This is a genomic window from Rhizobium sp. P44RR-XXIV, assembly GCF_001999485.2.
GTDB lineage: Bacteria > Pseudomonadota > Alphaproteobacteria > Rhizobiales > Rhizobiaceae > Rhizobium.
In genome coordinates this window covers 946,164-970,854 of sequence record NZ_MPVZ02000027.1, presented here as the reverse complement: position 1 = coordinate 970,854, position 24,691 = coordinate 946,164, and the positions used below count along the sequence as shown (strand labels likewise).

The window sequence follows — 24,691 nt, the reverse complement described above, 5'->3', positions numbered from 1 at the left end:
TTATCGTGCGTAAAGGCTCGGTCGGTCGACCATCGAAATTACAATTCTCTCGCGCTTCGTCAGCGCTTGAACGCCGGCTTCGGCAACGATTGCGGCGCAATACCCATCCCAGGAATTCGCGGCGATGGCAGGAAACCTGCCGGTTCGCGCAAATTCGACGAAGGCTTTGTTTTGCAGCCGATAGGCCTCGGCAAATCTCGGGCGCCAATCGGGTGCGTATCGCTCGGTTGCCGTCAGATTGGTGTTGTGGATGGCGTGCACAGGCGCGTTGAGGGAAACGGACCCCTTCTGACCAACCAACTCGCCCCGGACGTCATACCCATAGGCGGCATTGTTGTTCACCTCGATGTTGACCAGCTGGCCCTTGTCATTCTCGACAACCATGAAGACGGGCGCGCCGGTGCGTGAGGGATCCAAGCCGGCAGGTTGGAAAACCGATATCGCGGTGTAGTCCGCGTCGAGCACGAACCTTGCCACATCGAACTCGTGAGGCGCCGAATTGGTAATCGCCATCTGGCCGGTGAAATTTGCAGGCGCTTCGACGTTTCGATGGAAGTTATGCATCATGATGGCGTCGCCGATTTCACCACCGGTCAGCGCCGACTTCATTTCCCGGTAGGACGGATCATAGCGCCGCATGAAGCCAAGCTGGACAAACTGACGGCCCTTCGAAACTTCCGCCCTGATGACCTGCAGGCATTCGTCTGAACTTTGCGAAAGCGGCTTCTCGCAAAGGATCGGCTTACCAATTTCGATCGCTGCAAGAGAAAGAGCCGCGTGAGTTTCGTCCGGGCTCGCGATTAGGATCGCGTCGACATCGTCGCGCGAAATGGTTTGCAGCGGATCGGTAAGAGCATGCGCCGCGCCATAATCATCGGCGATCCGGCGAGCGCGTTCCAAGGATGCGTCGCACACGACCTGCAAGGTGGCTCCGGGCACGTCCTCGGCGATCAAACGCGCGTGGTCGGCTCCCATCAAGCCTGCCCCGATAATTGCGATCTTTATTGTCATGAGTTTTCCTGTCTGCTTGTCGATATCGGGTATAATCCATTCATTTCGCCACGCCCGGACATGCGTGGCGAAATCCTGTTTGACGGACTGCCGCCAATCGACAGCTCCCGCCGATAGCGGCTTATCGCCTCCTCGTTGAGCTCGACAATGGCGCAATACACGGCGTTTCGCGTGCCGGCACTGACCGAGCGTTCATTTTGAATGGCCCGGTGAATGGTGGTTGTACCAAGCTCCGTCCTTTTGGCGATCTCGGCGATCGTACAGAATCGCGTCGTTGGAATCTGTCGCATTTTGAGTGCCTTGGCGATGAAGAGCAGCCTTTGTCGACTGCGTCTGGTCTAATGGATCAAGTGCGTGCCGGGCGCAGGCCCGACACGCAGCTTGGGAGATGTTACTTCTTCATGTACTGAGCGACATTGTCCTTGGTGATCGACTCGAAAGGTACGAGTTTTTCGGCCGGCGCCGGCTCGCCCTTTTTCAGGCCTTCGACGACATCGAAGGCGGCCTTTGCCTGACCTGCGGCGTTCTGAAAGATGGTTTGCGTCATGTCGCCGGCCTTGATGGCATTGAGCGAATCCGGAACGCCGTCGACGCCCGAGATCATCACGCCTTTCAGACGATCAGCACCCTGCAGAGCCTGTAAGGCCCCGAGCGCCATCTGGTCGTTTGCCGCGACGATGGCATCGAACTGCGGGAAGCTCTGGATCCAGTCCTCGGTGACCTTCATGCCTTCGGCACGATCGTAATTGCCCGTCAGGCTGGCAAGGGTCGTGACGTCAGGGCGACCCAGGGCATCCTGGAAGCCCTTGAGACGTCCCTGAGTATTAGAAAGGCCGAGAGTGCCCTGAAGGTAGAGGATCTTGGCATCCTTCGGCAGATGGGCCTTCATGTATTCGCCCTGCAGGCGGCCCGCATCCTCCTCTTTCGAGCCCACGAACGTGTATTTGCCACCCGCCGACTGGATGCCGAGCGCGATCACCGGAATACCCGCTTCATTCGCCTTCTCGACGCCGGGGACGATCCCCTGATAGTCGACCGGCACGACAACGATGGCGTTGACCTTTTGGGCGATGAGGTTGTCGATCTGGTCCAGCTGCTTGCTGGCGTCATTATTGGCGTCGGTAAACTTGATGTCGACATCCGGATCGGCCTTTGCCGCAGCGATAAAGGCAGTCTTGCGGGCCATCACGAAAACGTCTGTGTCGGCCATGTTGGCATAGCCAACGACGAATTTGTCTGCGGCCATGGCGGCGCCTGCAGAAAGCGCGGTAGCGGAAACGGCGCAGGCAAGTGCGAGTTTGACGATAAGTTTCATAGGGTCCTCCCATTGGTGATTCAAAGATCGATCGAAGCGCTCGTTGCGCCAACACATAGGTGGTCTTCCGCACGAGCGCTCCATCGCTCGCGCGGCACTGACGATGTCATGCCTTCTTCTTGACCCGGGCCGACTTTGTCCAAACATCGAGGATGACCGCGATTGCGATGATCAGCCCCTTGATGATCTGCTGCCAGTAGGAGCTGACATTCAGCAGATTGAGGATGTTGTTGATGACGCCGATGATCATGGCGCCGATCACGGTGCCGGTGATCGTCCCGGTGCCGCCCATCAGGCTCGTGCCACCGACGACGACGGCCGTGATCGCATCGAATTCGTAGCCGACGCCACCGGCGGGCTGGCCGGAATTGATGCGCGACATCAGGACGATGCCCGCCACCCCGCACAGGATCCCGTTGAAGATGAAAGCCTTCACGATGATGCTGCTCGGATTGATACCGGATGCACGCGCCGCCCGCTCGTTGCCACCAACGGCGTAGACGTAACGGCCGAATTTTGTCTTGTTGAGCAGCACCCAGGAGATGACGACAAAGACCGCCAAAATGAGCACGGAGATCGGTAGCGGCCCGATGGAGCCCTGACCGATAAGCTTGAAATCGCCCAGTCCGGAAACCGGCGCGCCGCCCGTATAGAGCAGGACGGCTCCCCGCGCGACCGTCGTCATGGCCAGCGTCATGATGAAGGAGGGGATGCGGAAAAATGTAATGACGAAGCCGTTTACGATGCCGGTTAACGCGCCGACTGTCAGTCCGGCGATGACCGCAAGCGTGATGCTGCCCGTCATCGCCATCACGCTTGCGGCAATGACGCCGGCAAGTGCCAGCACGGACCCGAGTGAAACGTCGATATGGCCAAGGATGATGATGAAGGTCACGCCGCAGGCGAGCAGGCTGACGACGACAACCTGTCTCAGCACATTCGTCAGATTGGCCTCGGTTAGAAAGGTCGGGCTCAGCAGCGAGGCAAGAATGCAGATCCCTATGAATATGAGTGTCGTGCCGTATTTGCGATAGACGAGCGCAACGCTCAAGCCGCTTGATCGTGATTGAGGTTTCGAGACGGCGTCATTGGATATCGGTGCCGCAGGTTTCGTAGTCATCAGTGTCCTCCCGTTGCGAGGCGCATGATGCTTTCCTGATCGGCCTCGCTTCTTGTCAGTTCGCCCGTTACACGGCCCTCGCTCATGACCACAACGCGATCGCTCATTCCGAGAATTTCCGGCAACTCGGATGAGATCATGATGATCGCGAGGCCCTGTCGGGCAAACTCCGTCATCAACCGATGGATCTCGGATTTCGACCCCACATCGATGCCGCGTGTCGGCTCGTCGAGTATGAGCAGCTTCAAATCGCCGAGCAGCCATTTCGCCAGCACGATCTTCTGCTGATTGCCGCCGCTCAGGTTCTCCACGATCATGGCCGTGTCCGGCGTCTTGATCTGCAGCATCTTGATCATGCGTTGAGCGGCGGTCTCCTCCTGCGTTTCGTCAATGAAGAGGCCGGAGGCGAACTTCTTGAGGTTGGCGAGCGAGATGTTCTCGCCAACCGACCGGCAAAGAATGAGGCCCTCGGCCTTGCGGTCTTCAGACACCATGGCGATCCCTTGAGAGATGGTCTGGGCCGGGGAAGTGACCTCAAGAGCCGCGCCATTCAGCCGGATCGTCCCCTCATCGCATGCATCGAGCCCGAAAATCGCTCTTGCGACTTCCGTTCGCCCCGCGCCGATCAGACCTGCCAGACCGACGATTTCCCCCGCGCGTACAGAGAAGCAGATGTCCTGGAAAAAACCGTCGCGGCAGATGCCTTCGACGGAGAGAACGACATCCCCGATCGGTACTTCTTCTTTCGGAAAGATGCTCGATATGGTGCGCCCGACCATCTGCGAGATCAGCTTGTTCGCGTCATAGTCGCTGGCTGGGCCAGCTGCGATGAACTGACCGTCGCGCATGACGGTAATGTCATCGGCGATCTGAAAGATTTCATCCATTTTATGGGTGATGTAGATGACCGCGACGCCACTCGCCTTCAGATCAGCAATCTGGCGAAACAGCATGGCCACTTCAGTGTCGCTGATCGCCGAGGTCGGCTCGTCCATGATGACGAGCGATGCTTCGCGTGAAATCGCCTTGACGATTTCGATCAACTGCATGGCCGCGATCGACAGATCGCGCATTCGGGTGTCAGGCGCATATTTGAGGCCAAGCCGATCCAGCAGGAGCTGCGTATCCGTGTTCATCCTGTGGAAATCGACGAAGCGGGACAACGGGCCCTTTCTCGCCAGGACCGGCTCGCGACCGAGGAAGATGTTCTCGGCGATGGTCATGTCGAGAACCGGGCTAAGCTCCTGATGAATCATGGATATGCCGCGAGCAAGTGCCGTGCCCGTATTCTGCGAGCTCAGCACGTCGCCCTTGAAGATGATTTCTCCACCATCGATGGAGTAGGTGCCGCTGAGGATTTTCATGAGCGTCGACTTGCCGGCGCCGTTCTCGCCGACGAGCACATGGACCTTGCCGGCCCGAACCTTGAGGTTCATCCCATCCAGCGCGAGAACGCCGGGAAATGCCTTGGTGATGCTTCGCATCTCAAGGACGAAATTATCCGCAGTTGCGTTCCCATCAGGTCCGCAAGGGCGCGCGAAATCATTCGCCGAATTGATCGCCGCTGGCATGAACCGGTCCTCCCGAAACAGGATTTTGTGCACTCAGCTCAACCGAGCACTTCCTCCAATGGGCGGCAAATCACCACATCTTTCCATTTTCTGTCAATTTATTCGTGGACGATTCTCCCAAATTACATCATAATTGCTTTCACAATTTGGGAGATTCACGATGAGCCGACCGACCATCGCCGATTTGGCAAAGGCAGCAAATGTGGGTGTATCCACGGTCGACCGTGTGCTGAACGGCCGCGACCCGGTTCGCCCACAGACGGCCGAACGCGTGCTACTGGCGGCTGAAAAGATCGGCTTTCACGGGGTGACCGCCATTCGGCGAAGGATCGAGAGCGACAAGCCGGTCATCAAACTCGGCTTCCTATTGAAGCAGTCCCACCGCAAGCTCTACCAGATGTGGGCCGACGTGCTGACGAAAGCTGTCGAGCTTTACCCCGAAGCCCATGGACGAGCCATTGTCCGCTTCATGGATGACCTCAGTCCAGCCAAGGCGGCAGAAGCAATTCTGGCGTTGAGCCGCGAGGTGGACGCGATCGGCATGATTACCTCCGATCATCCGCAGGTGAACCATGCCGTCGATGGCCTGGAGGCGGAAGGCATTCCGGTGTTCACGATGATCTCGGACCTTTCCGCGCCGGGCCGGGCCGGTTACGTCGGCAATGACTGCGTCAAGAAAGGCCGGACCGCCGCCTGGTTCATAGACAACGTAAATCCGAAGCCGGGGAAAGTCGCAGTCTTTGTCGGGAGCCATCGTTATCTGGCGCAGGAGCTCTGTGAAATCGGATTTCGATCCTATTTTCGCGAGAGCGCGCCCGATTTCCAGATGATGGAAACCATGGGAACGCAGGAAGAACCTGAGCTGGCCTATGAACTCACACGGAAACTGCTGCGTTCGGAGCCCGACTGGGTCGGCCTCTATGTCGCCGGCGGCGGCGTGACCGGCGTCATGCGCGCACTGCGCGAGGATGGCGGACCCGCAGCGAAGCGTCTGATGGTCGCCGCGCACGAACTCACCAACGAGACGCGCACTGGATTGGCGGAAGGATTGATCAAAGTCGTCCTCTCACACCCCCCGCGCTTGCTGGCCGAAACACTGGTTCGCGCGATGGCGGAGGCACTCGATACGCATAGAACACCCCAGGTGTCACAGCATATTCTGCCGTTCGAGATCTATACGGCCGCCAATATTTGACGGTGACACCGGCACTACCGGCCCCTTCATCGGTGGTGGTGAGGCAAGATCCATTCCAAAACGGACTCGCCCCATGGGAAATACGGTAGGCATTCCGGGGTCCACTCGCCTCGGCTGTCAACTAATCTCCGAGCATGACGATGCCCTCAATGAGATTTCGAGCTGCAACCGCCTCATTCCGTTGTCGATGAACATTCCGACGGTAACCGCATCCGGCGCTGTATGTAATCTTTGACAAGCCTGCCCAACACATCTCCCCATCGACATCGAGGCGACCGGCACATGTGACCGATCGTTGGGCCATACTGTGCCGTGCTTACGAAACCGTATGGTTTTGGAAAAATCCCGGCAATCTTCCCGCCGTAAAAGCACCAAGCACTGACGCCGCCTCACGGCGCATATCCAAAACGAAGCTGCGGCAGGGCTTCGTGCAAAAGGAAATCGAGCGGCTTCGGCAGGATTATCATGAGCGCTAGCAGCCTTCGCCTGAACAGATCTGCCAATGTCGAAAACTTTCCCGGCGGAAATTCTTTCAGCATGCCTTCGTCAGGTCCGATCGCCCTTCGGCTGAAGACCTACCTCATCAATCTTGATCGGGCCGAGGATCGCCTCACCTTCATGAGCAAGGGACTTTCACGCGCAGGGTTGCCGTTCGAGCGGGTGTCGGCGGTAGACGGCCGGAATATCACCTTCCCGATCCCAGAATTTGACGCCGAAGCATATCGCAGATGCCATGGAAGACGGGCGAATCCATGCGAGGTGGGCTGCTACCTAAGCCACATCGAATGCGTGAGGCGTTTCCTTGCTTCGGGTGAGCCGCATGCCCTCATTCTTGAAGATGACCTGGTCTTTCCGGAGGATTTTGGCGATCTGCTGCGTGGCGCGCTGAACGCCGGGGCGACATGGGACATTCTACGTCTCTCGACGGTCAATACCGGCCGCAAATATCCCTTTCGGGCAATCACATCGAAGCGGTCGCTCGCCATCGCGCTGACGCGGGAGAAAGGGTCCGGTGCCTACGTCATCAACAGACGCGCAGCCAGATGGATGGTCGAGAAGCTGATGCCGATGAAATTGCCTTTCGATCTCGCCTACGACCTTGAACACTTCGCCGGATTGCGGGCGGTTTTCGTGAACCCGGTGCCGGTCGACCAGATGACCGGTTTTCCAACGCAGATCCAGCAGGGACATCATCAGTACCGGCTGCCATGGTGGCGCCGCTTCAGCATCTATCCATACCGCGTCTGGTTCGAGGCAACACGCTTTCTGTTTCGGGCAGGAATTCTGCTGCGCTTCAGGTGGATGAAATGACATCGCGCTATTCACTCTCCCAGACGTCGATCGCTGCAATCAAAGCCGGTGATTATTGGAGGACAAGTAGCTCCTTTTGCAAACCACCAACCATGACCGGCAACGGCCCAACTTGATGCTGGCATGCGAGAGACTTTTTGAAATCAAGGCCATGGCCTCATCGGCCAGACATTGGAGAATGAAATATGGACGGTCCGGATTCTATACGGCTCAAGACGACACCAGGTGGCGGTAAAATAGCCTTGGGAGCCATTACCTGTATCGCGATTGCCGGGGCAGCCATCTTCTTCGCATTGCCTGCCAACGAAAGCCAGTCCGCACCGCAGGCTACCTCGCCAGCTCTCGCATCGGTGCCGGTGGAAACTGCATTTGTTTCCAGGCAGGACGTTCCGATCGAACGGTCCGGTCTCGGGTATGTCACGCCGATCACGGCGGTAGATGTGAAGGTGCGTGCCGACGGCCAACTGCAGAAGGTGCTCTTCAGCGAAGGACAGAACGTCAAGGCTGGCGACGTTATCGCCGAGATCGATCCACGTCCCTATGAGGCAGCAATCAACCAGGCACAAGCCGCCTATCGCAAGGATATCGCCCAGCTTGATGCCGCCAAGATCGATGAGGCGCGCGCCAGGAAACTAACAACGACGGGAAGCGGCACAACACAAACAGCAGATACCGCCGCCGCGCAGGTCGCGATCATGGAAGCGACGGCCGCCGGTGAGCAAGCTGCAATCGAGACCGCCAAGCTTAACCTTAGCTTTGCCACCGTGACCGCTCCAATCAGCGGCCGTGCGGGCCTGCGTCAGGCAGAACAGGGCGCCATCGTTCATACCAGTGACACCACCGGGATCGTAACCATCACGCAAATGCAGCCGATTGCAGTTCTCTTCTCCTTGCCGCAAGACGAACTGCCCGATCTGATTTCCGGCCAGACGCAGAATGCTCTTTCTGTTGCTGTGGACAGCCGGGACGGTGTCCGCCATCTGGCCGACGGCAAATTGTCCGTCATCGATAGCCAGGTCGACATGAGCACGGGCATGGTCAAGCTCAAGGCAGTCTTTGCCAATGACGACCTGGCGCTTTGGCCGGGAGAATTGGTGAGTGCCCGTATTGTTCTGAGGACCGATCGAGGCTCGACTGTCGTGCCCTCGGCCGCCATCCAGAATGGCCAGACAGGTCCCTATGTCTTTATCGTGAAGTCGGACAGCACCGTTGCCACGGTCTCGGTGAAGACCGGCCCGGTCACCGCCGGCATGACGACCCTTCTCTCCGGCCCGAAGCCGGGAGATACCGTTGTGACATCGGGCCAGTCGAGATTGACGGACGGCACCTTGGTCAAGGCGCGTCCTTCGACCGCGAATGTCGCTGCTGCCGGAGATCAGGGTCAATGAGCTTTTCGGAGATTTTCATCCGGCGTCGGGTCGGAACCTGTCTGCTTGCTCTGGGGGTTTTGCTTCTCGGCACCGTCGCTTACATGATGTTGCCGGTCGCATCGCTCCCGCAAGTCGATTTCCCGACGATCCAGATTGAGACCACGCTTCCAGGTGCCAGCGCCGATACAATGGCGACATCGGTCGCAACGCCTTTGGAAAATCAGCTCTCGACCATCGCCGGCGTGTCGCAGATGACCTCGGTCAGCTCCTCTGGACGCACCAATGTCACCATGCAGTTCGACCTGAACCGAAACATCGACAGCGCCGCGCAGGACGTGCAGGCGGCGATCAGTGCAGCCAGTGGCCAGCTTCCCAAGGATCTCCCGAGCGCACCGGCGTTTCACAAGGCCAATCCGGCGGAGGCGACGGTGCTGACACTGGCCCTGACCTCGGACAGACTGCCGCTGACTGAACTCGATCACTACGCAGAAGACATCATCGCACAGCAAATTTCGCAGATGGATGGTGTCGGCCTGGTGGACTTCCATGGGCCGCAACGCCCTTCGATCCGCGTTCGCCTCGATCCCGACAAGGTAGCCTCACGCGATCTCACCATGGAAGATATCCGCACAACGATCGGACAGCAGACCTTGAGCGCGCCGAAAGGATCGGTCACCGGTGGCGGACGAACGATGGTCCTCGACGCCACCGACCAAATCGTCGACGTACCGGCATACAAATCCATGGTCATCGCCTATCGAAACGGCGCGCCGATCTTCGTGCAGGATATCGGCACTGTGCTGACGGCACCCCTGGATTCGAACCAGGCCGCCTGGCTAAAGATGAACCGGTCGGTAATGATCGATGTTCACAAGATGGCCGGTTCGAATGTCCTGGACACGATCCGGGCCATCAAGGATCGGCTTCCCATGCTGCAAGCCTCTCTTCCGGCCGGCATCAAGCTCTCGGTCGTGGGCGACCGCACGCAGATCATCGACGCCTCGATTCGCGATGTCCAGATTACGATGCTGATCACCATCGCATTGGTCGTCATGGTCATCTTCAGCTTCCTGCGCAACCTGTGGGCCACGCTCATCCCGGCCGTCACCATTCCACTTTCGCTGGTTGGCACCTTCGCTGTCATGTATCTGCTCGGCTATAGCCTGGATAACCTGTCGCTGATGGGATTGACCATCGCCGTCGGCTTTGTCGTGGATGATGCGATCGTTGTCATCGAAAACATCGTCCGCCATATCGAGGACGGAAAGCCCAAGCTGCGGGCCGCGATAGAGGGCGCGGGTGAGGTCAGCTTTACGATCGTATCCATGACCATTTCGCTGATTGCCGTGTTCATTCCCATTCTGCTGATGGGCGGCATTGTCGGGCGCCTTTTCCGTGAGTTTGCGGTGACAGTAAGTGTCGCGATCCTGATTTCCGGCGTCGTGTCGCTCACTGTCACGCCAATGCTGTGTGCCTGGCTCATCAAGAATGACCACGGCCGGCCGCGCGGCCGCCTCTATCGCTGGTCCGAAATGTTCTTTGACGCCTGCACGCGACGCTATGGCGACGGCCTCGATATCGTGTTGCGTTACCGCCTGATCACTCTCGCGATCACCATCGCGACGCTTGGCGCCACATTGTGGCTCTATGTGGTGGTTCCGAAGGGCTTCCTGCCGCAGCAGGATACAGGTTTCATTCAAGGTCAAGCGCAAGCTGCGACGGACATCTCGTTCGACAACATGTCCGAACGTATGCAGGCACTCGGAAAGATCATGATGGCCGACCCTGCCGTCGACAATGTCGCCTATTGGATCAACCCCAGCCCTTCCGCCAGCGTCGGGCAGGTGCAGATCAATCTCAAGCCGTTCGGACAGCGAAGCCCGGCGCCGGATGTCATGGCGCGATTGAAAAAGGCGGTCTCAGGTCTTGAAGGCCTGACATTCGGGATGCAGGTCCGCCAGGACATTCAGGTTGGTGGGCGTTCATCTGCTTCTCAGTATCAGTACACGCTGCAAGGCCCGGATCCCGCAGAACTGGACAAGTGGGCCGCGGTGATGACAAAGGCATTGAGCGCATTGCCGCAGCTCCAGGATGTCATCTCTGACAAGCAAAAAGCCGCAAGCAGCGTGACGCTCGATATCGACCGCGCGACTGCGGCACGACTGGGCGTCAGCATCGAGGCGATCGACGAGACGCTGTATGACGCCTTCGGCCAGAGACAGGTAGCGACGCTGTTTACGCAGGTCAGCCAATATCATGTGGTCATGGAGGTGGACCCGCGTTTTGCCCTGTCTCCAGAGGCGCTCGGCCATCTCTACGTCCGATCGGCGACCACCCAGAAACTGGTGCCGCTCAGTCTGTTGGGCTCGCTGAAGACCGGCGTGATGCCCGTCTCGATCAACCACCAAGGCTCGATGCCCGCAACCACACTGTCGTTCAATCTGAAACCGGGCGTCGCGCTGAGCGATGCGGTAACGGCGATCCATGGTGCCGAGCAGACCGTCGGCATGCCGATCACGATCATCGGCTCCTTCCAGGGGACGGCACAGGCTTTCCAAGATTCGCTGAGCAGCCAGCCATGGCTCATTCTGGCCGCCGTAATCGCCGTCTATATCGTTCTTGGCGTTCTTTACGAAAGCGCGATCCATCCGTTGACGATCATATCGACCTTGCCTTCCGCCGGTCTTGGCGCACTCTTGGCGCTGAGGTTATGCGGTCAGGACCTTTCCATCATGGGGATGATCGGCATCATTCTCCTGATCGGCATCGTCAAGAAGAATGCGATCATGATGATCGATTTCGCGCTGGAAGCGGAGCGAAACCAGGGGCTGTCACCGGTGGAGGCCATCCGCCAGGCCTGTCTGCTTCGTTTTCGGCCCATCATGATGACGACCCTTGCAGCCCTTCTCGGCGCCCTGCCATTGGCGCTAGGAACGGGTGCGGGCGCCGAGCTTAGGGTGCCGCTCGGAATCGCGATCGTCGGCGGATTGATCGTCTCGCAGATGCTTACCCTCTTCACAACGCCCGTCGTTTATCTGGCGCTCAATAGCCTGTCGCGCCCACGTACCAACGCCGGTTCGCATGCCTACGAACTGGTCCGCCGCGCCAATATGAGCAGGGAAGCGGCGAATTCGCGATAGATAGGCCATTCGTGAGAGAATAAGACCTCATGAAAGGGTGAGGTGGCGGCAAGACTAAAAAGGAAAATCCGGTTGGCAATGCCACCTCAAGCGCAGATTCCAGAGAATAGGCATTGTGGCCGGATGTCCCTTTTGGTGCGAGGTGACTGATAGGTAGAGCGGGCATTTTCGCCAAAGAGCAGCTCTCTAGGCAGAATTGAGTGGAACTGGTTTTCCCGAGCTCCCGCTGCAGGCAACTCGGCACTACCTTCAATGACGTATATGCAGGAACCAGGAGATGCTGGCTTACTACAGCCTACAAAGGCAGGCGCCGCACTGCATAAACCGCTCAATATGCCCACTAACTGCAGAACGCTCAGGTGGACCCGACCAGGAAAGCCACGGGATGGTCGGCAAACAATTGCGCCACCGGAATTGCGCTCATCGGCCGTGGATTACCCGTCAGAAGATCATGCATTTGCTGATCAGGCTTTAGCGGCATGATAACCGCAGTATCCTTCCAGAAGCCAGAACCGAAGTTGGCGGCATCAACGAGACGCGGCACTATCGTCACGGCAATCTCGCCCTCGAGAATTCGTGCGAAGGCCACAAGATTATTCGCGCGGGCTCCTGTGACCTCAAGCGGCACATAGCTGCCTTCATCAAAGAGCCTGGGATGATCCTCGCGGTGGCGCAGCACACCGCGCATGATCCTTCGCTTGAGAGAGGCCGCCCAATGTTTGTTCGGCGTGTCTGCCTGCCCGTAGACGACCGGCCGGCGATTATCCGGATCGACCATGCTGAAATCGAGCCCTTCATTGCCCTGATAGATATCGGGAATACCGGGAACCGTCAGCTTGATCAGCAGTTGCGACAGGCTGTTCAGATAGCCGTTGTCGATGAACGGCTGCAGGGTCTTCCCAAAGTCGTTCATGAACACTCCATTGTCAGGCGAAAGCAGCTGCTCGATATAGTTCAGAATCGCCTTTTCATAGACCGGATCCCCATCCATCCAATCCGTGCGTAGTTTCGCCTCGCGTATCGCCTTCAGGGCATAGGCTTTGAATCGATCCCTGAGATCACCTCTCTCAGCCTCTCCAGCATATTCCAGCCAGATGCCGGCGAGCGCCTGATATAGCATCCACTCGACATTCGGTTCCGGCGCTGAACCATCGGCGAGCTCGGAGCGAAAGCCCATATTCATCGAACACCAGCGCGCAACACCCGCGGTCCAGATCTCCGGATGCTGTGTGAGGCTGTAAAGGCGCACGCGTCCATCCTCTCCGCGTTTGGTGTCATGGGTTGCGGTTGCGGACAGTCCCTGGGGTTGCCGTTGAAGGCGATCCGCCATGAAGTGGTGGAAGGCAGCAACACCTCCCGGCACTGCGGTGGGATCACCTCCCACCTCATTTGAAGCGATCAGGCAGTTGTAACGATAAAAGAGCGTGTCCTCGACAGCCTTCGCCATAACCGGGCCGCTCAATTGCTGAAATCGGGTTCGGAATTCAAGGGCCAAGGCACCCGCAATATCCCCTCGCAGCAGCGTAGCTATCGCGCTCAGAGCGGAGGTGTGCGGCAATCTGGATTGTGCATCTTTGATAGCGTCGCAGAGCACCGCTTCATCTTCGGACGATAGCGCTCCCCCGTAGCCGTAAGTCCGGTAGACCGGAAACGCGACCAACAATTCCCGAAGTGCCGCCGACAGATCCGCCTCGCTGAAATCCGAGAAAATGGACAGAACCAACCCAGTCAAGCGTGCCATCTCCCCGGCAAAATTACGCTCAACCATCAACAGCTTTGCACTGCGTAAACCTGTCGCAAACTCGGCATGTTCCGTGCCGATGGGGCGATATGCCATATCGATTTTATGCAGCCCATCCTCCGCGATGAATAGGTCGCTTATCGCGCAGATGAATTCATACCCGGTCGTGCCTGATATGGGCCAGTCCACCGACAGCGCCTCGCCACGCCCCAAAATTTTCTCGACGACAATGAAGATATCCGGACCGGTAGCTTGGCGGAGGCGCCCGAGATAGGTCTTCGGATCAGCCAACCCATCGATATGATCGACGCGTAAACCCTGCACCTGACCGGAGCGAACCAACTCTATGATCAATCGATGCGTCTCTTCAAAGACGCGCTCGTCTTCCACCCGCATACCGACCAGCCCGGCGACTTCGAAGAAGCGGCGATAACTGAGATTGTCGGCAGCATCTTTCCATTGAAGTAATTGCCAATGCTGCGCTTCGAGCAGAGCCTTCATTCTAACAGCGTCTCGCGAAAATGCCTGCAAGAGCCGGGCATCCGCGGCTGTCTGCGCCAATACTTCCCAGACGCTTTCATCTGAAAGGGGAAATCGATGATCAAAATAGGCAAGTTGCACCAGGCCATTGTCAGGCTCGCAAAGAACCTCGAATTCGCCGGCCGCCAAAGCCTCCTCAAACGGCTTTCCCAGCTGAGGCAGCGTCAGTTTGCGGCTCCAATCAATGTCGAAATGGCAAGCATAGGCGCTTTTCGAACCGCGCTGCAGCACATCACGCCACCAGGGATTTTCGACCGAAGCCGCCATATGGTTCGGTACGATATCAACAATCAGGCCAAGCCCTCCCTGCTGCAAGGCATCCACGAAGGCATCGAAAGCTTTTCGGCCGCCGAGCACGGGGTCGATCTCGTTTGCATCGGTGACATCATAGCCATGCGTCGACCCCTTGGTCGCGGTGAAGATCGGTGAAGCATAGACGTGGCTGATGCCGAGATCCTTTAGATAGGCTACCAACCCCGTCGCCCGCCTGAATGTCATGTCGCCGCGAAATTGCAGGCGGTAGGTGGAGGTTGGAATCGTCATGGCTTCCCCTTGCAACTGACCGGCTATTATCAACGGGGCTGAAGGCGATCCGTTCCAGCCTCAGGAACAGTTACCGCCAAAGTGCGTTGGGGATGCGCGGATATTTAAATCGGGAATGGACGGGTGATATGCAGGCAAGCCTCGCATTCGGACCGGAAATCAGAGAGGACGCCACCCTTTTTCGCCTATGGGCACCCCTCGCCGAAAGAGTGAGTGTGCGAATTGAGCAGCGTGGGGAATGGGAGATGCAGCCGATTGAACATGGCTGGCATGTCGTGGAGATCTCCGATGCACGGCCGGGCGATCTCTATAAATTTATTTTGCCAGATGGTCTCGAGGTGCCCGATCCTGCGTCGCGCTTCCAGCCCCATGACGTTCATGGGCCGAGCGAACTTATTGATCCGGAATTTGACTGGCGGACGCAGGATTGGAAAGGCCGCCGCTGGGTAGAGATCGTCATCTACGAGCTTCATGTCGGAGCCTTTACCGAAGACGGTACATTCCTGTCGGTGATCGAAAAGCTCGACCATCTGCAGAAGCTTGGCATTACCGCCATTCAGCTCATGCCGATTAGCGATTTCCCGGGACGTTACGGCTGGGGTTATGACGGCGTTCTGCCTTATGCGCCCGACAGCAGTTATGGGCGCCCTGCGGATCTGAAGAGGCTTGTCGATGCCGCCCATGCGCATGGGATCTGCGTCTTTCTCGATGTCGTCTATAATCATTTCGGGCCGGACGGAAACGAATTACCGGCCTATACCCCCATCTTCAGCGATCGGCACAAGACACCGTGGGGATACGGTTTGAATTACGATGGCGACGGCAGCCGCTTCGTTCGCGATTTTGTTATTCAGAACGCGATCTATTGGCTCCGCGAGTTTCGCGTGGATGGCCTACGGCTCGATGCCGTTCACACCATCAAGGACGATAGCGACCCGCATGTTCTTCATGAATTGGCGGACAGCGTCAGACAGGCTTTGCCGGAGCGCCACATCCATCTGATCCTTGAAAATGAAGACAATAATTCCGGTCTTCTGATCCGCGATGGCGAAGGCAAGCCTTGTCATTTTACGGCTCAGTGGAATGACGATATCCATCATGGTCTGCACGTGGCGGCGACGGGCGAAACCTTTGGCTATTACGGGGATTATACCGACTATCAATCCCGCCTTGGCCGGGCACTCGCCGAGGGTTTCGCGTTTCAGGGTGAACCCATGACATATCGCGGCCGATCCAGAGGCACCCCGAGCGCCGGCTTGCCGTCCACCGCCTTTATCTCCTTCATCCAGAACCACGATCAGATCGGCAACAGGGCAATGGGGGATCGCATGGTCGCTTCCCGTCCGATCGAAGCTATCAAAGCGATCGCGGCTGTCTATCTGCTCTCACCACAAACCCCGATGCTCTTCATGGGTGAGGAGTGGGGCTCCACGGAGCCCTTTCCGTTCTTCTGCGATCTAGACGAAAATCTCAACAGCAAGGTCAGGCTTGGCCGCAAGGAGGAATTATCACGTCTGCCGGGTTTCGATGCGGAAGACGCGCCCGACCCAACCGGCGAGGCCACCTTTCTCAGCGCGAAATTGCGTTGGGACAAGGCTGCGCAAAACAGCGAACTCAGTCACTACTATGAACGTCTGATAGGTCTTCGGCGCGAAAAAATTGTGCCGCTGCTTCAGCGCGCATGCGGACATTCCTCAATCTATGATCAAATAAGCCCACTCATCTGCGTGCGCTGGCAGTTCGGTCAGGTAACACTGCAGCTGACGGCTAACCTGTCGGGTGAGACGGTATGCCACGAAATCCCAGCTGGAGATCACGTCTTGTTCACATCGGCAAGTCCTTCGGGAAACCGTATGGCGCCCTGGACGGTCGTCTGGGATCTTTCAGCAGGAGTTTTGGAAGATCACGCCCATGATCATTAGTTTTCCTTTGGACCGTCGCGATTGCCAAAGGCTGTAAATCCACGCATTCAATCGCCACTGGCATGGCGGCCTGTCAGCCGGAAATCCCTGGCTCGCTGCAGGATCTCAGCGACCTCGGAATCGACGAATGGCTTTATTATCGCGTCGAATGCACCCGCGAAGCCATCTTTCAAGATTTGCGGTGAGCCTGTAACGAAGATCACGGTCGTATAATGACGATCAATCAATCTACGTGCGAGCTGTAGCCCGCTGGTGCCGTCGACAAGACCGACATCGATCAAGGCGATTTCAGCTTTTGGCCCATAGGCCATAGCCTGCTCCATGGTCGATGCGGGACCAAGCGGAATGAACCCGGCATCGATCGCTATCATCCTCAAGTGCTCGGCAATGATGGCTTCATCTTCGACAATCAAGACTTTCATGTGCTGAGCGAGCCCCGCATAGATAACCTTGCTAATAACTTGGTCGATACGGCATTTGTTCCGGGCGCGCCGATCAGAGGAGGAGCGCGCCTGTCTCTGCGAATTGCGCCCGATCGTGTGGGGGCATACCCGCTCTGGATAGTTGACGATGCCGGACGCAGGAGGAGCTGCTGGCCAGCCACATCAGTGATGTCTCCAAAGACATAGTTGCCACGGCCGGCTTCAGCTCATGTGCAGCGCTTACACCCTGCTCCGCCAGCCCGCTCTGATGGCAAGCGTGCTGCCCGGCCCGTGCACGGCGGCGAACAATAGGCCGGCCAAGAATGTGAAGTGGTCAACGAAAAAGCCAAACTCGGCTTGGTTGCCGGCCCAGTGCGATGGACCATGGAATGAGAACCCCAGGAAGATAACATAGACAGAGCCAATGAGGGCCGCCGGCGTGAAGAACGCGCCGGTCAGGAAGGCAATGACCAGCAGCACTTCGAGGGCTGCTGCACACCAGGCGAGGAACAGCGGCAAGGGAAAACCGGCAGCGGCGATGTAGCCGGCCGTAGCCCCCATATCCATGAACTTGAACGAGACCGCCATCAGGAAGATCGCAGCGAAAATCAGGCGGGCGATGAGAATGGCGGCAATCTGCCAGATCGATTGAGTGTTTTCCACGATATGCCTCCGGTTTGAACTGGTTGATGCTCCAAGGACGGCACGCGGAGCGGGGTTCCGACAGGGGGAGAGAGATTTTTTTCGAGTACGATGACAGGCGGGCCAAACGAGCAGGCTCCTCAGACGCCGGCCGCGAATATTATGGACGCCGCGCAATGATGCCTGAAAGCACCTCAAAATGAGCCTCTGCATTCCGGAGAAAAGATGCAATGTATCGGACCGGCCAACCCGTTTACGTCACTTTCGCGAGATTTAAAATTGCGCAGCCTTATCCTTTCCAGCCTTCTGACGATCCTCTCAACGTCTGGAGCACTTGCCCAGCAGGCGGATCACTATGTAGCGATGAGCAATACAGCCATGAGCATCACCGGCGATGTCTGGCTGGACGATTTCAGCATCAAGTTTGAGAACGGAGAGTCGCTCGAATTTTCCGATCTCGTCGCCGACCACTTCAGCGTTGATGGTCGGAACGTGCCGGCGTCGGTCTATCGTGTCAAAGAGCCTGGCGATCCCGAATTGCAAAATGGCAATCAACTTTGCGGATCTGGCGACGTAACCTTTGTTGCGTCATGGGCCGACGGATCGGAGTCTACCGCAATTGCCGTCTTCACTGGCAAACGGGCACCGAGAAGCAGCAATGAAATGTGTGCACTCTATACTTATGAAGATCCGAAATAGGCTGCGCACCGTGAGAGATGTCACATTGGCCTTTGGTTCGTATGGAGTACTCGACGGCTGTGAGCGCTTGAAGCGCTCAAGCATTTTTCTCAGCTGAGCCTTCCGCAAAAGTAGCTTTTCAACCAACTGGCCCTTCAGCTACCTGATGTCGTCATCCAGACTCGCGACCTTGTCGGAAAGCGGATTTGCGGACATCGAAGGAGACTGTGCCGCCTGCGCCTTAGCCTGTGCGCGCGGCTTGGAACTTACATGCGTGCGGTTCGGATTTTAACTTCGTCCAATCTGGAATTTGCAGCCGTCTGTTTCGGAGCTTCATTATAAGCTCGCGCCAACCATCGAGCAGGCCAAGCGGTAGTCTGAGCAGAGGCACTTTCAACCCGCGACCTTGAAAGTGTATCGAGCCGGCGACACGCCGGCCAGATTACCAATCGCGCTGTTCATATTGATCTCGTCATCCTCGACGAGTGCGGCGACCTGCCTTCGTGGGTAGCTTTAAAGTTCGCAACAACCGTATTCGCCGCATGTTCAGTTGACATGGACAAGACGACTTAAAAAACAAACCAAACTTAAAATAATCAACCAAGAATACATCACATTTTCTCCGAATAATTCGACCCATTAACACATGGATCATTGGATAAATTATTTATAACACGCAGTTTTTTATTTCCTATTGTTTTTCTCAAGAACAGAAATATGGACAAATTGTAAAATTTTCGAATTCCCGGATAACGACAGAATAGTTAAATATTAGTAAATTATAATCGGAAGCGAATAGGCCCGCTTCCTAGATTTATACACCTACTGGAAGGGAAAACAGTGCCGTTTTTCCTTGAGTTTCAGGTGTGCGTACAGGTTTTGGGAGAGTTTTATGAGTATAGTGTTCAAATCCGAAGCCCGATCTCAAAAAAATACACACAAGCGCACTATTCTCGTCGCGGGTGGGGCGGGATTTCTTGGTTCGCATCTTTGCGATCGCCTCCTACATGAAGGTCACAATGTCGTCTGCGTCGATAACTTCTCAACCGGACGCATGGAAAATCTGTGGCATCTCCTCCGTTTCGACACGTTCAGTTTCATACGACATGACATAATAACAGCGATCAATCTGCCCATTGACGAGATCTACAATCTGGCATGTCCGGCCTCGCCGCCGCATTATCAGGCGGACCCGATCCATACGATGAAAACATGCGTCCTTGGAGCCCTCAATCTCCTGGAGCTCGCCGCCCGTCATCAAGCGCGCATATTCCAGGCCTCCACCTCGGAGGTCTATGGCGATCCACAGGTTCATCCTCAACCGGAGAATTATTGGGGCAACGTCAACTCCTTCGGCCCCCGTTCCTGCTACGATGAAGGCAAGCGCTCAGCCGAAACGCTCTTTCGCGATTTTCACGTGACATATGGCGTCGATATCAGGATCGCCCGCATCTTCAATACCTATGGGCCTCGTATGCGTCCCGACGACGGTCGCGTTGTCTCCAATTTCATCGTCCAGGCACTCAGAGGACACGACATCACCGTTTATGGTGACGGTTCACAGACACGGTCCTTCTGCTACGTCGACGATCTGGTTGAGGGTTTTGTGCGGCTGATGGGAAACCAATCGGCTCTTCATACACCTATCAATCTCGGCAATCCGGCCGAATTCACGGTGCGCGATCTTGCCGAACAGATCATTGCCATCACAGGCTCGTCCTCGAGGATCGTCTATAAGACATTGCCGATAGACGACCCTCGTCAGCGTAGACCAGATATCGCGGCCGCGAGGCGGGAATTGGGATGGGAGCCATCTGTCGCGCTGGTAGAAGGCTTGAAGTCCACCATCTCCTATTTCGAGCGCCAATTGGCCCGGCCCGGCAACGAGCTCTTCGAGGCAGCGTGATGTCCAGGCGGCAAATACTGGTCGCAGGCGGCGCCGGCTTTATCGGCAGCCACACCGCCAAACTTCTCTACAAGCAAGGCTTCGAGCCGATTGTCTATGACAATCTTTCGACGGGCCACCGGACTTCGGTGCGCTGGGGGCCTTTTATAGAAGGGGACATCCTCGACACCCAACGACTTGTCGAAACGATTGAGAACCATAAGCCTGCAGCCGTGATCCATTTCGCAGCTTCGGCCTATGTTGGCGAGTCCGTCGAGAACCCGGCAAAGTATTACGCAAACAATGTAAACGGCACGCTATCATTGTTGGAAGCTTGCCGTCGCACAGGTGCAGATAAACTGATCTTCTCGTCAAGCTGTGCGACCTACGGCATTCCCGATCATCTGCCGATCCGCGAATCCCAGGCCCAACGCCCGATCAATCCTTATGGAAGAACAAAGCTGATTGCGGAACATATGCTTGCCGACTATTCGGCAGCCTACGGGCTGCACTACGTAGCGCTGCGCTATTTTAATGCGTCGGGCGCTGATCCGGAGCACGAGTTGGGCGAATGGCACGATCCGGAAACACATTTAATTCCCCGTGCGCTCTTGGCGGCCAGGGGGACCATCGATGTCCTCGACATCTTTGGTGACGACTACGCCACACCAGATGGAACATGCATTCGAGATTATATTCACGTCACGGATCTGGCACGAGCGCATGTATTGGCAGTTGACTATCTGATTAGAGGTGGAGCCAATCTTGCCGTCAACCTTGGGAGCGGACGCGGAACATCCATCAAGGACATCTTGCACACGATCTCTCTCATTTGCGGGCGCCCGGTTCCGGTCGCAGTCCGCGCCCGGCGAGCAGGCGATCCACCCGTCCTTTACGCAGCGTCCGATCTTGCAGCTGAAAAACTCGGCTTTCGCGCCGTTCATTCGGACATCGAGACGATCATTCGGACTGCAGCTCCGTTCTTCGGGCTGGAGGTGCGGGGATGAACTCAAACCTGACGCAAGTCCAGACGATTGGCGACGAGCCGCTTATGACGCGCGTGCTACGTGGCCGCCAGCGAACAGAATATCTGGGTTATGCCGCACTTTGGCTTCTGGCGCTTGCCTACTTTTGGAGCTGGTGGCTCATACCGGCGCATCATGTCGATCCTATTGGTTCAGTCTTGTTGACCCTGGTGCTTGCTTGGGTGACGATCATCCCAGCTTATTTCATTGTCGTCTTTTATCGCGCCCGCCGGCCAACCGGCCAGCTTCGGATACCGGTTGGCAGCCGCGTGGCAATGGTGGTGACAAAGGCACCTTCAGAGCCGTTTGCTGTCGTTGCTCGAACATTGGAGGCCATGTTGGCCCAGGATGTAGAGCATGACACCTGGCTCGCCGATGAGGATCCGTCACCCGAGACGCAGCGTTGGTGCGACACCCACGGTGTCCATATCTCCACCCGCAAGGGAAGGCCGGATTATCACCGCCAGACGTGGCCACGGCGGACCAGATGCAAGGAAGGCAATCTCGCCTTCTTCTACGATCAATATGGTTATGAAGGCTATGATTTCGTTGCCCAGCTCGACGCCGATCATGTTCCCGAGCAAGGATACCTTCATCAGATGCTTCGCCCGTTTGCAGATCCGGCCGTCGGCTATGTATCCGCGCCCAGTATCTGTGATCAAAACGCGCCCGAAAGCTGGTCCGCACGCGGACGTCTCTATGCCGAAGCCAGCATGCACGGATCGCTTCAAGCGGGGTTTAATGGCGGGCTCTCACCACTCTGCATCGGATCTCACTACGCGGTCCGCACCGTAGCGCTTAGAAGCATCGGTGGTCTCGGCCCCGAGCTGGCAGAGGATCATTCGACGACCTTGATGATGAATGCTCACGGCTGGCACGGCGTTCATGCGCTCGACGCGATAGCCCATGGCGATGGTCCGCGCACGTTTGCCGACCTCATCACGCAGGAGTTTCAGTGGTCGCGCAGTCTGATGATGATCCTTTTGCAATATTCGCCGAAACTGGTGGGCCGACTGCCGGTGCGCCTCAAGGTCCAGTTCCTGTTCTCGCAGCTCTGGTACTCGCTTTTTTCCCTCTTCATGGGTCTGATGTTTGCACTGCCGATAATCGCGCTGATCCGTGGAAAGACTTTTGTTGCAGTCCCCTACCCGGAGTTTCTGCTGCACTTTTTGCCACAATCGGTCCTGCTCGTCCTGTTTGCCTATCGTTGGCGCAGGACGACCACGTTTCGACCGATGAATGCAAAGATTCTGAGCTGGGAGCTGACGTTGTTCTTGTTTGCCCGCTGGCCTTGGGCGCTCGCCGGCGCTTTGGCGGCAGTTCGCGACTGGGCGACCGGTTCGTTCGTGGATTTTCGGGTCACACCGAAAGGTACTTCGGAGGTAGATCCGCTGCCTCTTCGGATCCTCGTGCCTTATGTTTTGCTATCGCTGCTGTCCATTCTACCGGTGCTGTTTGTGACGAACGCGCAGGAAGCCAGCGGCTTTTACATTTTCGCCGGACTGAATGCTGCGATCTACACGTTGCTGCTACTGGTTATCGTTCGGCAACATGCACGCGAAAACACAGTGCGCATGAGCAGGCGCCTTTATCGTCCCCTGCTCGCCTGCAGCCTCCTTGCCCTGATGGCACTCCCGGGTTTCGGCGTCATCACGCGCGGCCGCGACGGGCTGCAATCTCTGACCTGGGACACCGATGGCTACGCGTTGTTTGACGATCGCTTTTCGATAGCAGGAGCGGGCATCGGAGGACGTGGCTTGCACAGGATGGTGATCAGTCCGCATTGGCGCGCGAGTGATGTCGACAGAAGTGGCTTATGACAGGAAGGACGCCTTTGGCGCTTATCCAAAATGAAAATAGCCGTTATTGGAACTGGATATGCAGGTTTGGTCAGCGGCACTTGCTTTGCCGAATGGGGCCATGATGTCGTCTGCTTCGACAAGAATGTCCAGAAGATTGCATCCCTTCGGCAAGGGAAGCTGCCGGTTTACGAGCCTGAGCTCGATGAATTGGTGGAGCGCAATTGTGCCTCCGGCCAACTGGACTTTACCTGCAACCTCGCCGATGCGGTGGAGGGAGCTGCCATTGTCTTCATAGCCGTCGGAACTCCCTTGCGCGTCGGCCACGGCGATACGGACCTATCCTCTGTGCATATGACCGCGCGGGAGCTCGCACCACTTGTTGCCGACAATACAGTGATCGCTGTGAAATCAACCGTGCCCGTCGGAACGGCAGACATGGTTCGAAAGATCATCGCCACCGCCGGCAAGGCCGGTGCAATTTCCATTGCTTCCAATCCGGATTTCCTGCGCGAGGGTTTCGCAGTCCGTGATTTCCTCGCCCCTGATCGGATCATTATCGGCGTCGAGGATGAGCGGGCATGCAGGCGCCTTGTCGAACTTTATGACAGCCCGCCCGCGCTGCGGAATACGCCGCTCATTGTAACCACGCGACGCACCGCAGAACTGATCAAATGCGCTGCAAATGCATTTCTGGCCACAAAGATAACTTTTATCAATGAGTTGGCCGACCTCTGCGAGGAGGTGGGAAGCGACGTGAGCGAACTGGCCCTTGGCATGGGGCTCGACAAGCGCATTGGAACGAATTTTCTCACAGCTGGGCCGGGCTATGGTGGCTCCTGCTTTCCGAAGGATACGCTAGCCCTCCTGCAAACGGCACGCGATCACGGGGTGGCGCTTCGCATTGTCGAGGAAACGGTTGCTGTCAACGATGCACGCAAACGACGCATGGCACGCAAGGTGACGGAGGCATTCGGCGGAGACATAGAAGGGCTGACGATTGCAATCCTTGGCCTCACGGTCAGGCCCGATACCGATGAGGTGGGCGACGCGCCTTCAGTGCAACTCATAGAGGCATTGCAGCGGCTGGGCGGACACATCCGGGCCTATGATCCTGTGGGGATCGAGAATGCCTCAAAAATTCTGGATGGCGTCGACTTTTTTGACGATCTCTACGAATGCACAAGGGATGCCGACGCGGTCGTCATCATGACGGAGTGGGAAACGATCAAGAAGATGGACCTGGTCCAGCTCAAAGAGCACATGCGGCAGCCGATCCTCATTGATCTTAGAAATGCGTTGGACCTGGACGCCGCCCAGCGGCTCGAATTTCACATTTCGACAATCGGCAAGTCAGCGAGCCTCCATGGCGACCTCAAGGAAATCGCCAGGCGTGCAGGCAGGCCGCGAACAGTCAGGACACGGGAACAGCTGACCTCAATTACAGTGCGGGAGAAGTGA

Annotated in this window: 17 protein-coding genes; 10 read left to right on the top strand and 7 right to left on the bottom strand. The window is 57.0% G+C overall.

Annotation, left to right across the window (positions count from 1 at the left end; translation table 11 throughout):
- The 4 genes from BSK43_RS16755 to BSK43_RS16735 all read right to left on the bottom strand — a co-directional run bounded on the left by BSK43_RS16755 (position 1) and on the right by BSK43_RS16735 (position 5,017).
- Positions 1 to 1,011, bottom strand: coding sequence for a Gfo/Idh/MocA family oxidoreductase (locus BSK43_RS16755; RefSeq protein WP_077471617.1), 1,011 nt, complete (start codon positions 1,009 to 1,011; stop codon positions 1 to 3).
- A gap of 391 nt (positions 1,012 to 1,402) precedes the next feature.
- Positions 1,403 to 2,326 (bottom strand): sugar ABC transporter substrate-binding protein, encoded by a 924-nt coding sequence (locus BSK43_RS16745; RefSeq protein WP_077471615.1) that lies wholly within the window; start codon positions 2,324 to 2,326, stop codon positions 1,403 to 1,405.
- 106 nt (positions 2,327 to 2,432) lie between these two features.
- Positions 2,433 to 3,446, bottom strand: coding sequence for an ABC transporter permease (locus BSK43_RS16740; RefSeq protein ID WP_077471614.1), 1,014 nt, complete (start codon positions 3,444 to 3,446; stop codon positions 2,433 to 2,435).
- Positions 3,446 to 5,017: a sugar ABC transporter ATP-binding protein gene (locus BSK43_RS16735; protein WP_077471613.1), complete on the bottom strand. Its 1,572-nt coding sequence runs from the start codon at positions 5,015 to 5,017 to the stop codon at positions 3,446 to 3,448. The genes BSK43_RS16740 and BSK43_RS16735 overlap by 1 nt, the downstream gene beginning before the upstream one ends.
- A 160-nt stretch (positions 5,018 to 5,177) precedes the next feature.
- Between BSK43_RS16735 and BSK43_RS16730 the strand changes: the two genes are divergently transcribed.
- The 4 genes from BSK43_RS16730 to BSK43_RS16715 all read left to right on the top strand — a co-directional run bounded on the left by BSK43_RS16730 (position 5,178) and on the right by BSK43_RS16715 (position 12,033).
- Positions 5,178 to 6,212 (top strand): LacI family DNA-binding transcriptional regulator, encoded by a 1,035-nt coding sequence (locus BSK43_RS16730; protein WP_077471612.1) that lies wholly within the window; start codon positions 5,178 to 5,180, stop codon positions 6,210 to 6,212.
- Positions 6,213 to 6,677: 465 nt separating this feature from the next.
- The gene (locus BSK43_RS16725; RefSeq protein WP_136687025.1) at positions 6,678 to 7,523 is read left to right on the top strand and encodes a glycosyltransferase family 25 protein; all 846 of its coding nucleotides are present in this window, start codon (positions 6,678 to 6,680) and stop codon (positions 7,521 to 7,523) included.
- Between the two features lie 185 nt (positions 7,524 to 7,708).
- Entirely contained in the window at positions 7,709 to 8,911 is a 1,203-nt protein-coding gene (locus BSK43_RS16720; RefSeq protein WP_077471610.1) for an efflux RND transporter periplasmic adaptor subunit, read from the top strand.
- Positions 8,908 to 12,033 (top strand): efflux RND transporter permease subunit, encoded by a 3,126-nt coding sequence (locus tag BSK43_RS16715; protein ID WP_077471609.1) that lies wholly within the window; start codon positions 8,908 to 8,910, stop codon positions 12,031 to 12,033. The genes BSK43_RS16720 and BSK43_RS16715 overlap by 4 nt, the downstream gene beginning before the upstream one ends.
- 355 nt (positions 12,034 to 12,388) lie before the next feature.
- Here BSK43_RS16715 and treY read toward each other — a convergent pair whose 3' ends face one another.
- Positions 12,389 to 14,812: a malto-oligosyltrehalose synthase gene (treY, locus tag BSK43_RS16710; protein WP_246662621.1), complete on the bottom strand. Its 2,424-nt coding sequence runs from the start codon at positions 14,810 to 14,812 to the stop codon at positions 12,389 to 12,391.
- A gap of 173 nt (positions 14,813 to 14,985) precedes the next feature.
- On the opposite strand from treY, the gene treZ reads away from it, so the two are divergent.
- A complete protein-coding gene (gene treZ / locus BSK43_RS16705; protein WP_077471607.1) occupies positions 14,986 to 16,779 on the top strand; it encodes a malto-oligosyltrehalose trehalohydrolase in 1,794 nt (597 codons plus the stop codon).
- Positions 16,780 to 16,826: 47 nt separating this feature from the next.
- Here the strand turns inward: treZ and BSK43_RS16700 are convergent, their stop codons facing one another.
- Both BSK43_RS16700 and BSK43_RS16695 read right to left on the bottom strand, forming a co-directional pair.
- A complete protein-coding gene (locus BSK43_RS16700; RefSeq protein WP_077471606.1) occupies positions 16,827 to 17,201 on the bottom strand; it encodes a response regulator in 375 nt (124 codons plus the stop codon).
- Between the two features lie 240 nt (positions 17,202 to 17,441).
- Entirely contained in the window at positions 17,442 to 17,864 is a 423-nt protein-coding gene (locus tag BSK43_RS16695; protein WP_205910623.1) for a DoxX family protein, read from the bottom strand.
- 258 nt (positions 17,865 to 18,122) lie between these two features.
- Between BSK43_RS16695 and BSK43_RS16690 the strand changes: the two genes are divergently transcribed.
- The 5 genes from BSK43_RS16690 to BSK43_RS16670 all read left to right on the top strand — a co-directional run bounded on the left by BSK43_RS16690 (position 18,123) and on the right by BSK43_RS16670 (position 24,691).
- Positions 18,123 to 18,542 carry a hypothetical protein gene (locus tag BSK43_RS16690; protein ID WP_246662606.1) on the top strand — a complete coding sequence of 140 codons (420 nt, stop codon included), beginning with the start codon at positions 18,123 to 18,125 and terminating at the stop codon, positions 18,540 to 18,542.
- 871 nt (positions 18,543 to 19,413) lie between these two features.
- Positions 19,414 to 20,427: a UDP-glucuronic acid decarboxylase family protein gene (locus BSK43_RS16685; RefSeq protein WP_077471605.1), complete on the top strand. Its 1,014-nt coding sequence runs from the start codon at positions 19,414 to 19,416 to the stop codon at positions 20,425 to 20,427.
- Positions 20,427 to 21,413, top strand: a complete 987-nt coding sequence (gene galE / locus BSK43_RS16680) for a UDP-glucose 4-epimerase GalE (protein WP_077471604.1) — start codon at positions 20,427 to 20,429, stop codon at positions 21,411 to 21,413. The genes BSK43_RS16685 and galE overlap by 1 nt, the downstream gene beginning before the upstream one ends.
- 44 nt (positions 21,414 to 21,457) lie before the next feature.
- Positions 21,458 to 23,251 carry a glycosyltransferase family 2 protein gene (locus BSK43_RS16675; protein WP_246662620.1) on the top strand — a complete coding sequence of 598 codons (1,794 nt, stop codon included), beginning with the start codon at positions 21,458 to 21,460 and terminating at the stop codon, positions 23,249 to 23,251.
- Positions 23,252 to 23,281: 30 nt separating this feature from the next.
- Positions 23,282 to 24,691, top strand: a complete 1,410-nt coding sequence (locus BSK43_RS16670) for a UDP-glucose/GDP-mannose dehydrogenase family protein (protein WP_077471602.1) — start codon at positions 23,282 to 23,284, stop codon at positions 24,689 to 24,691.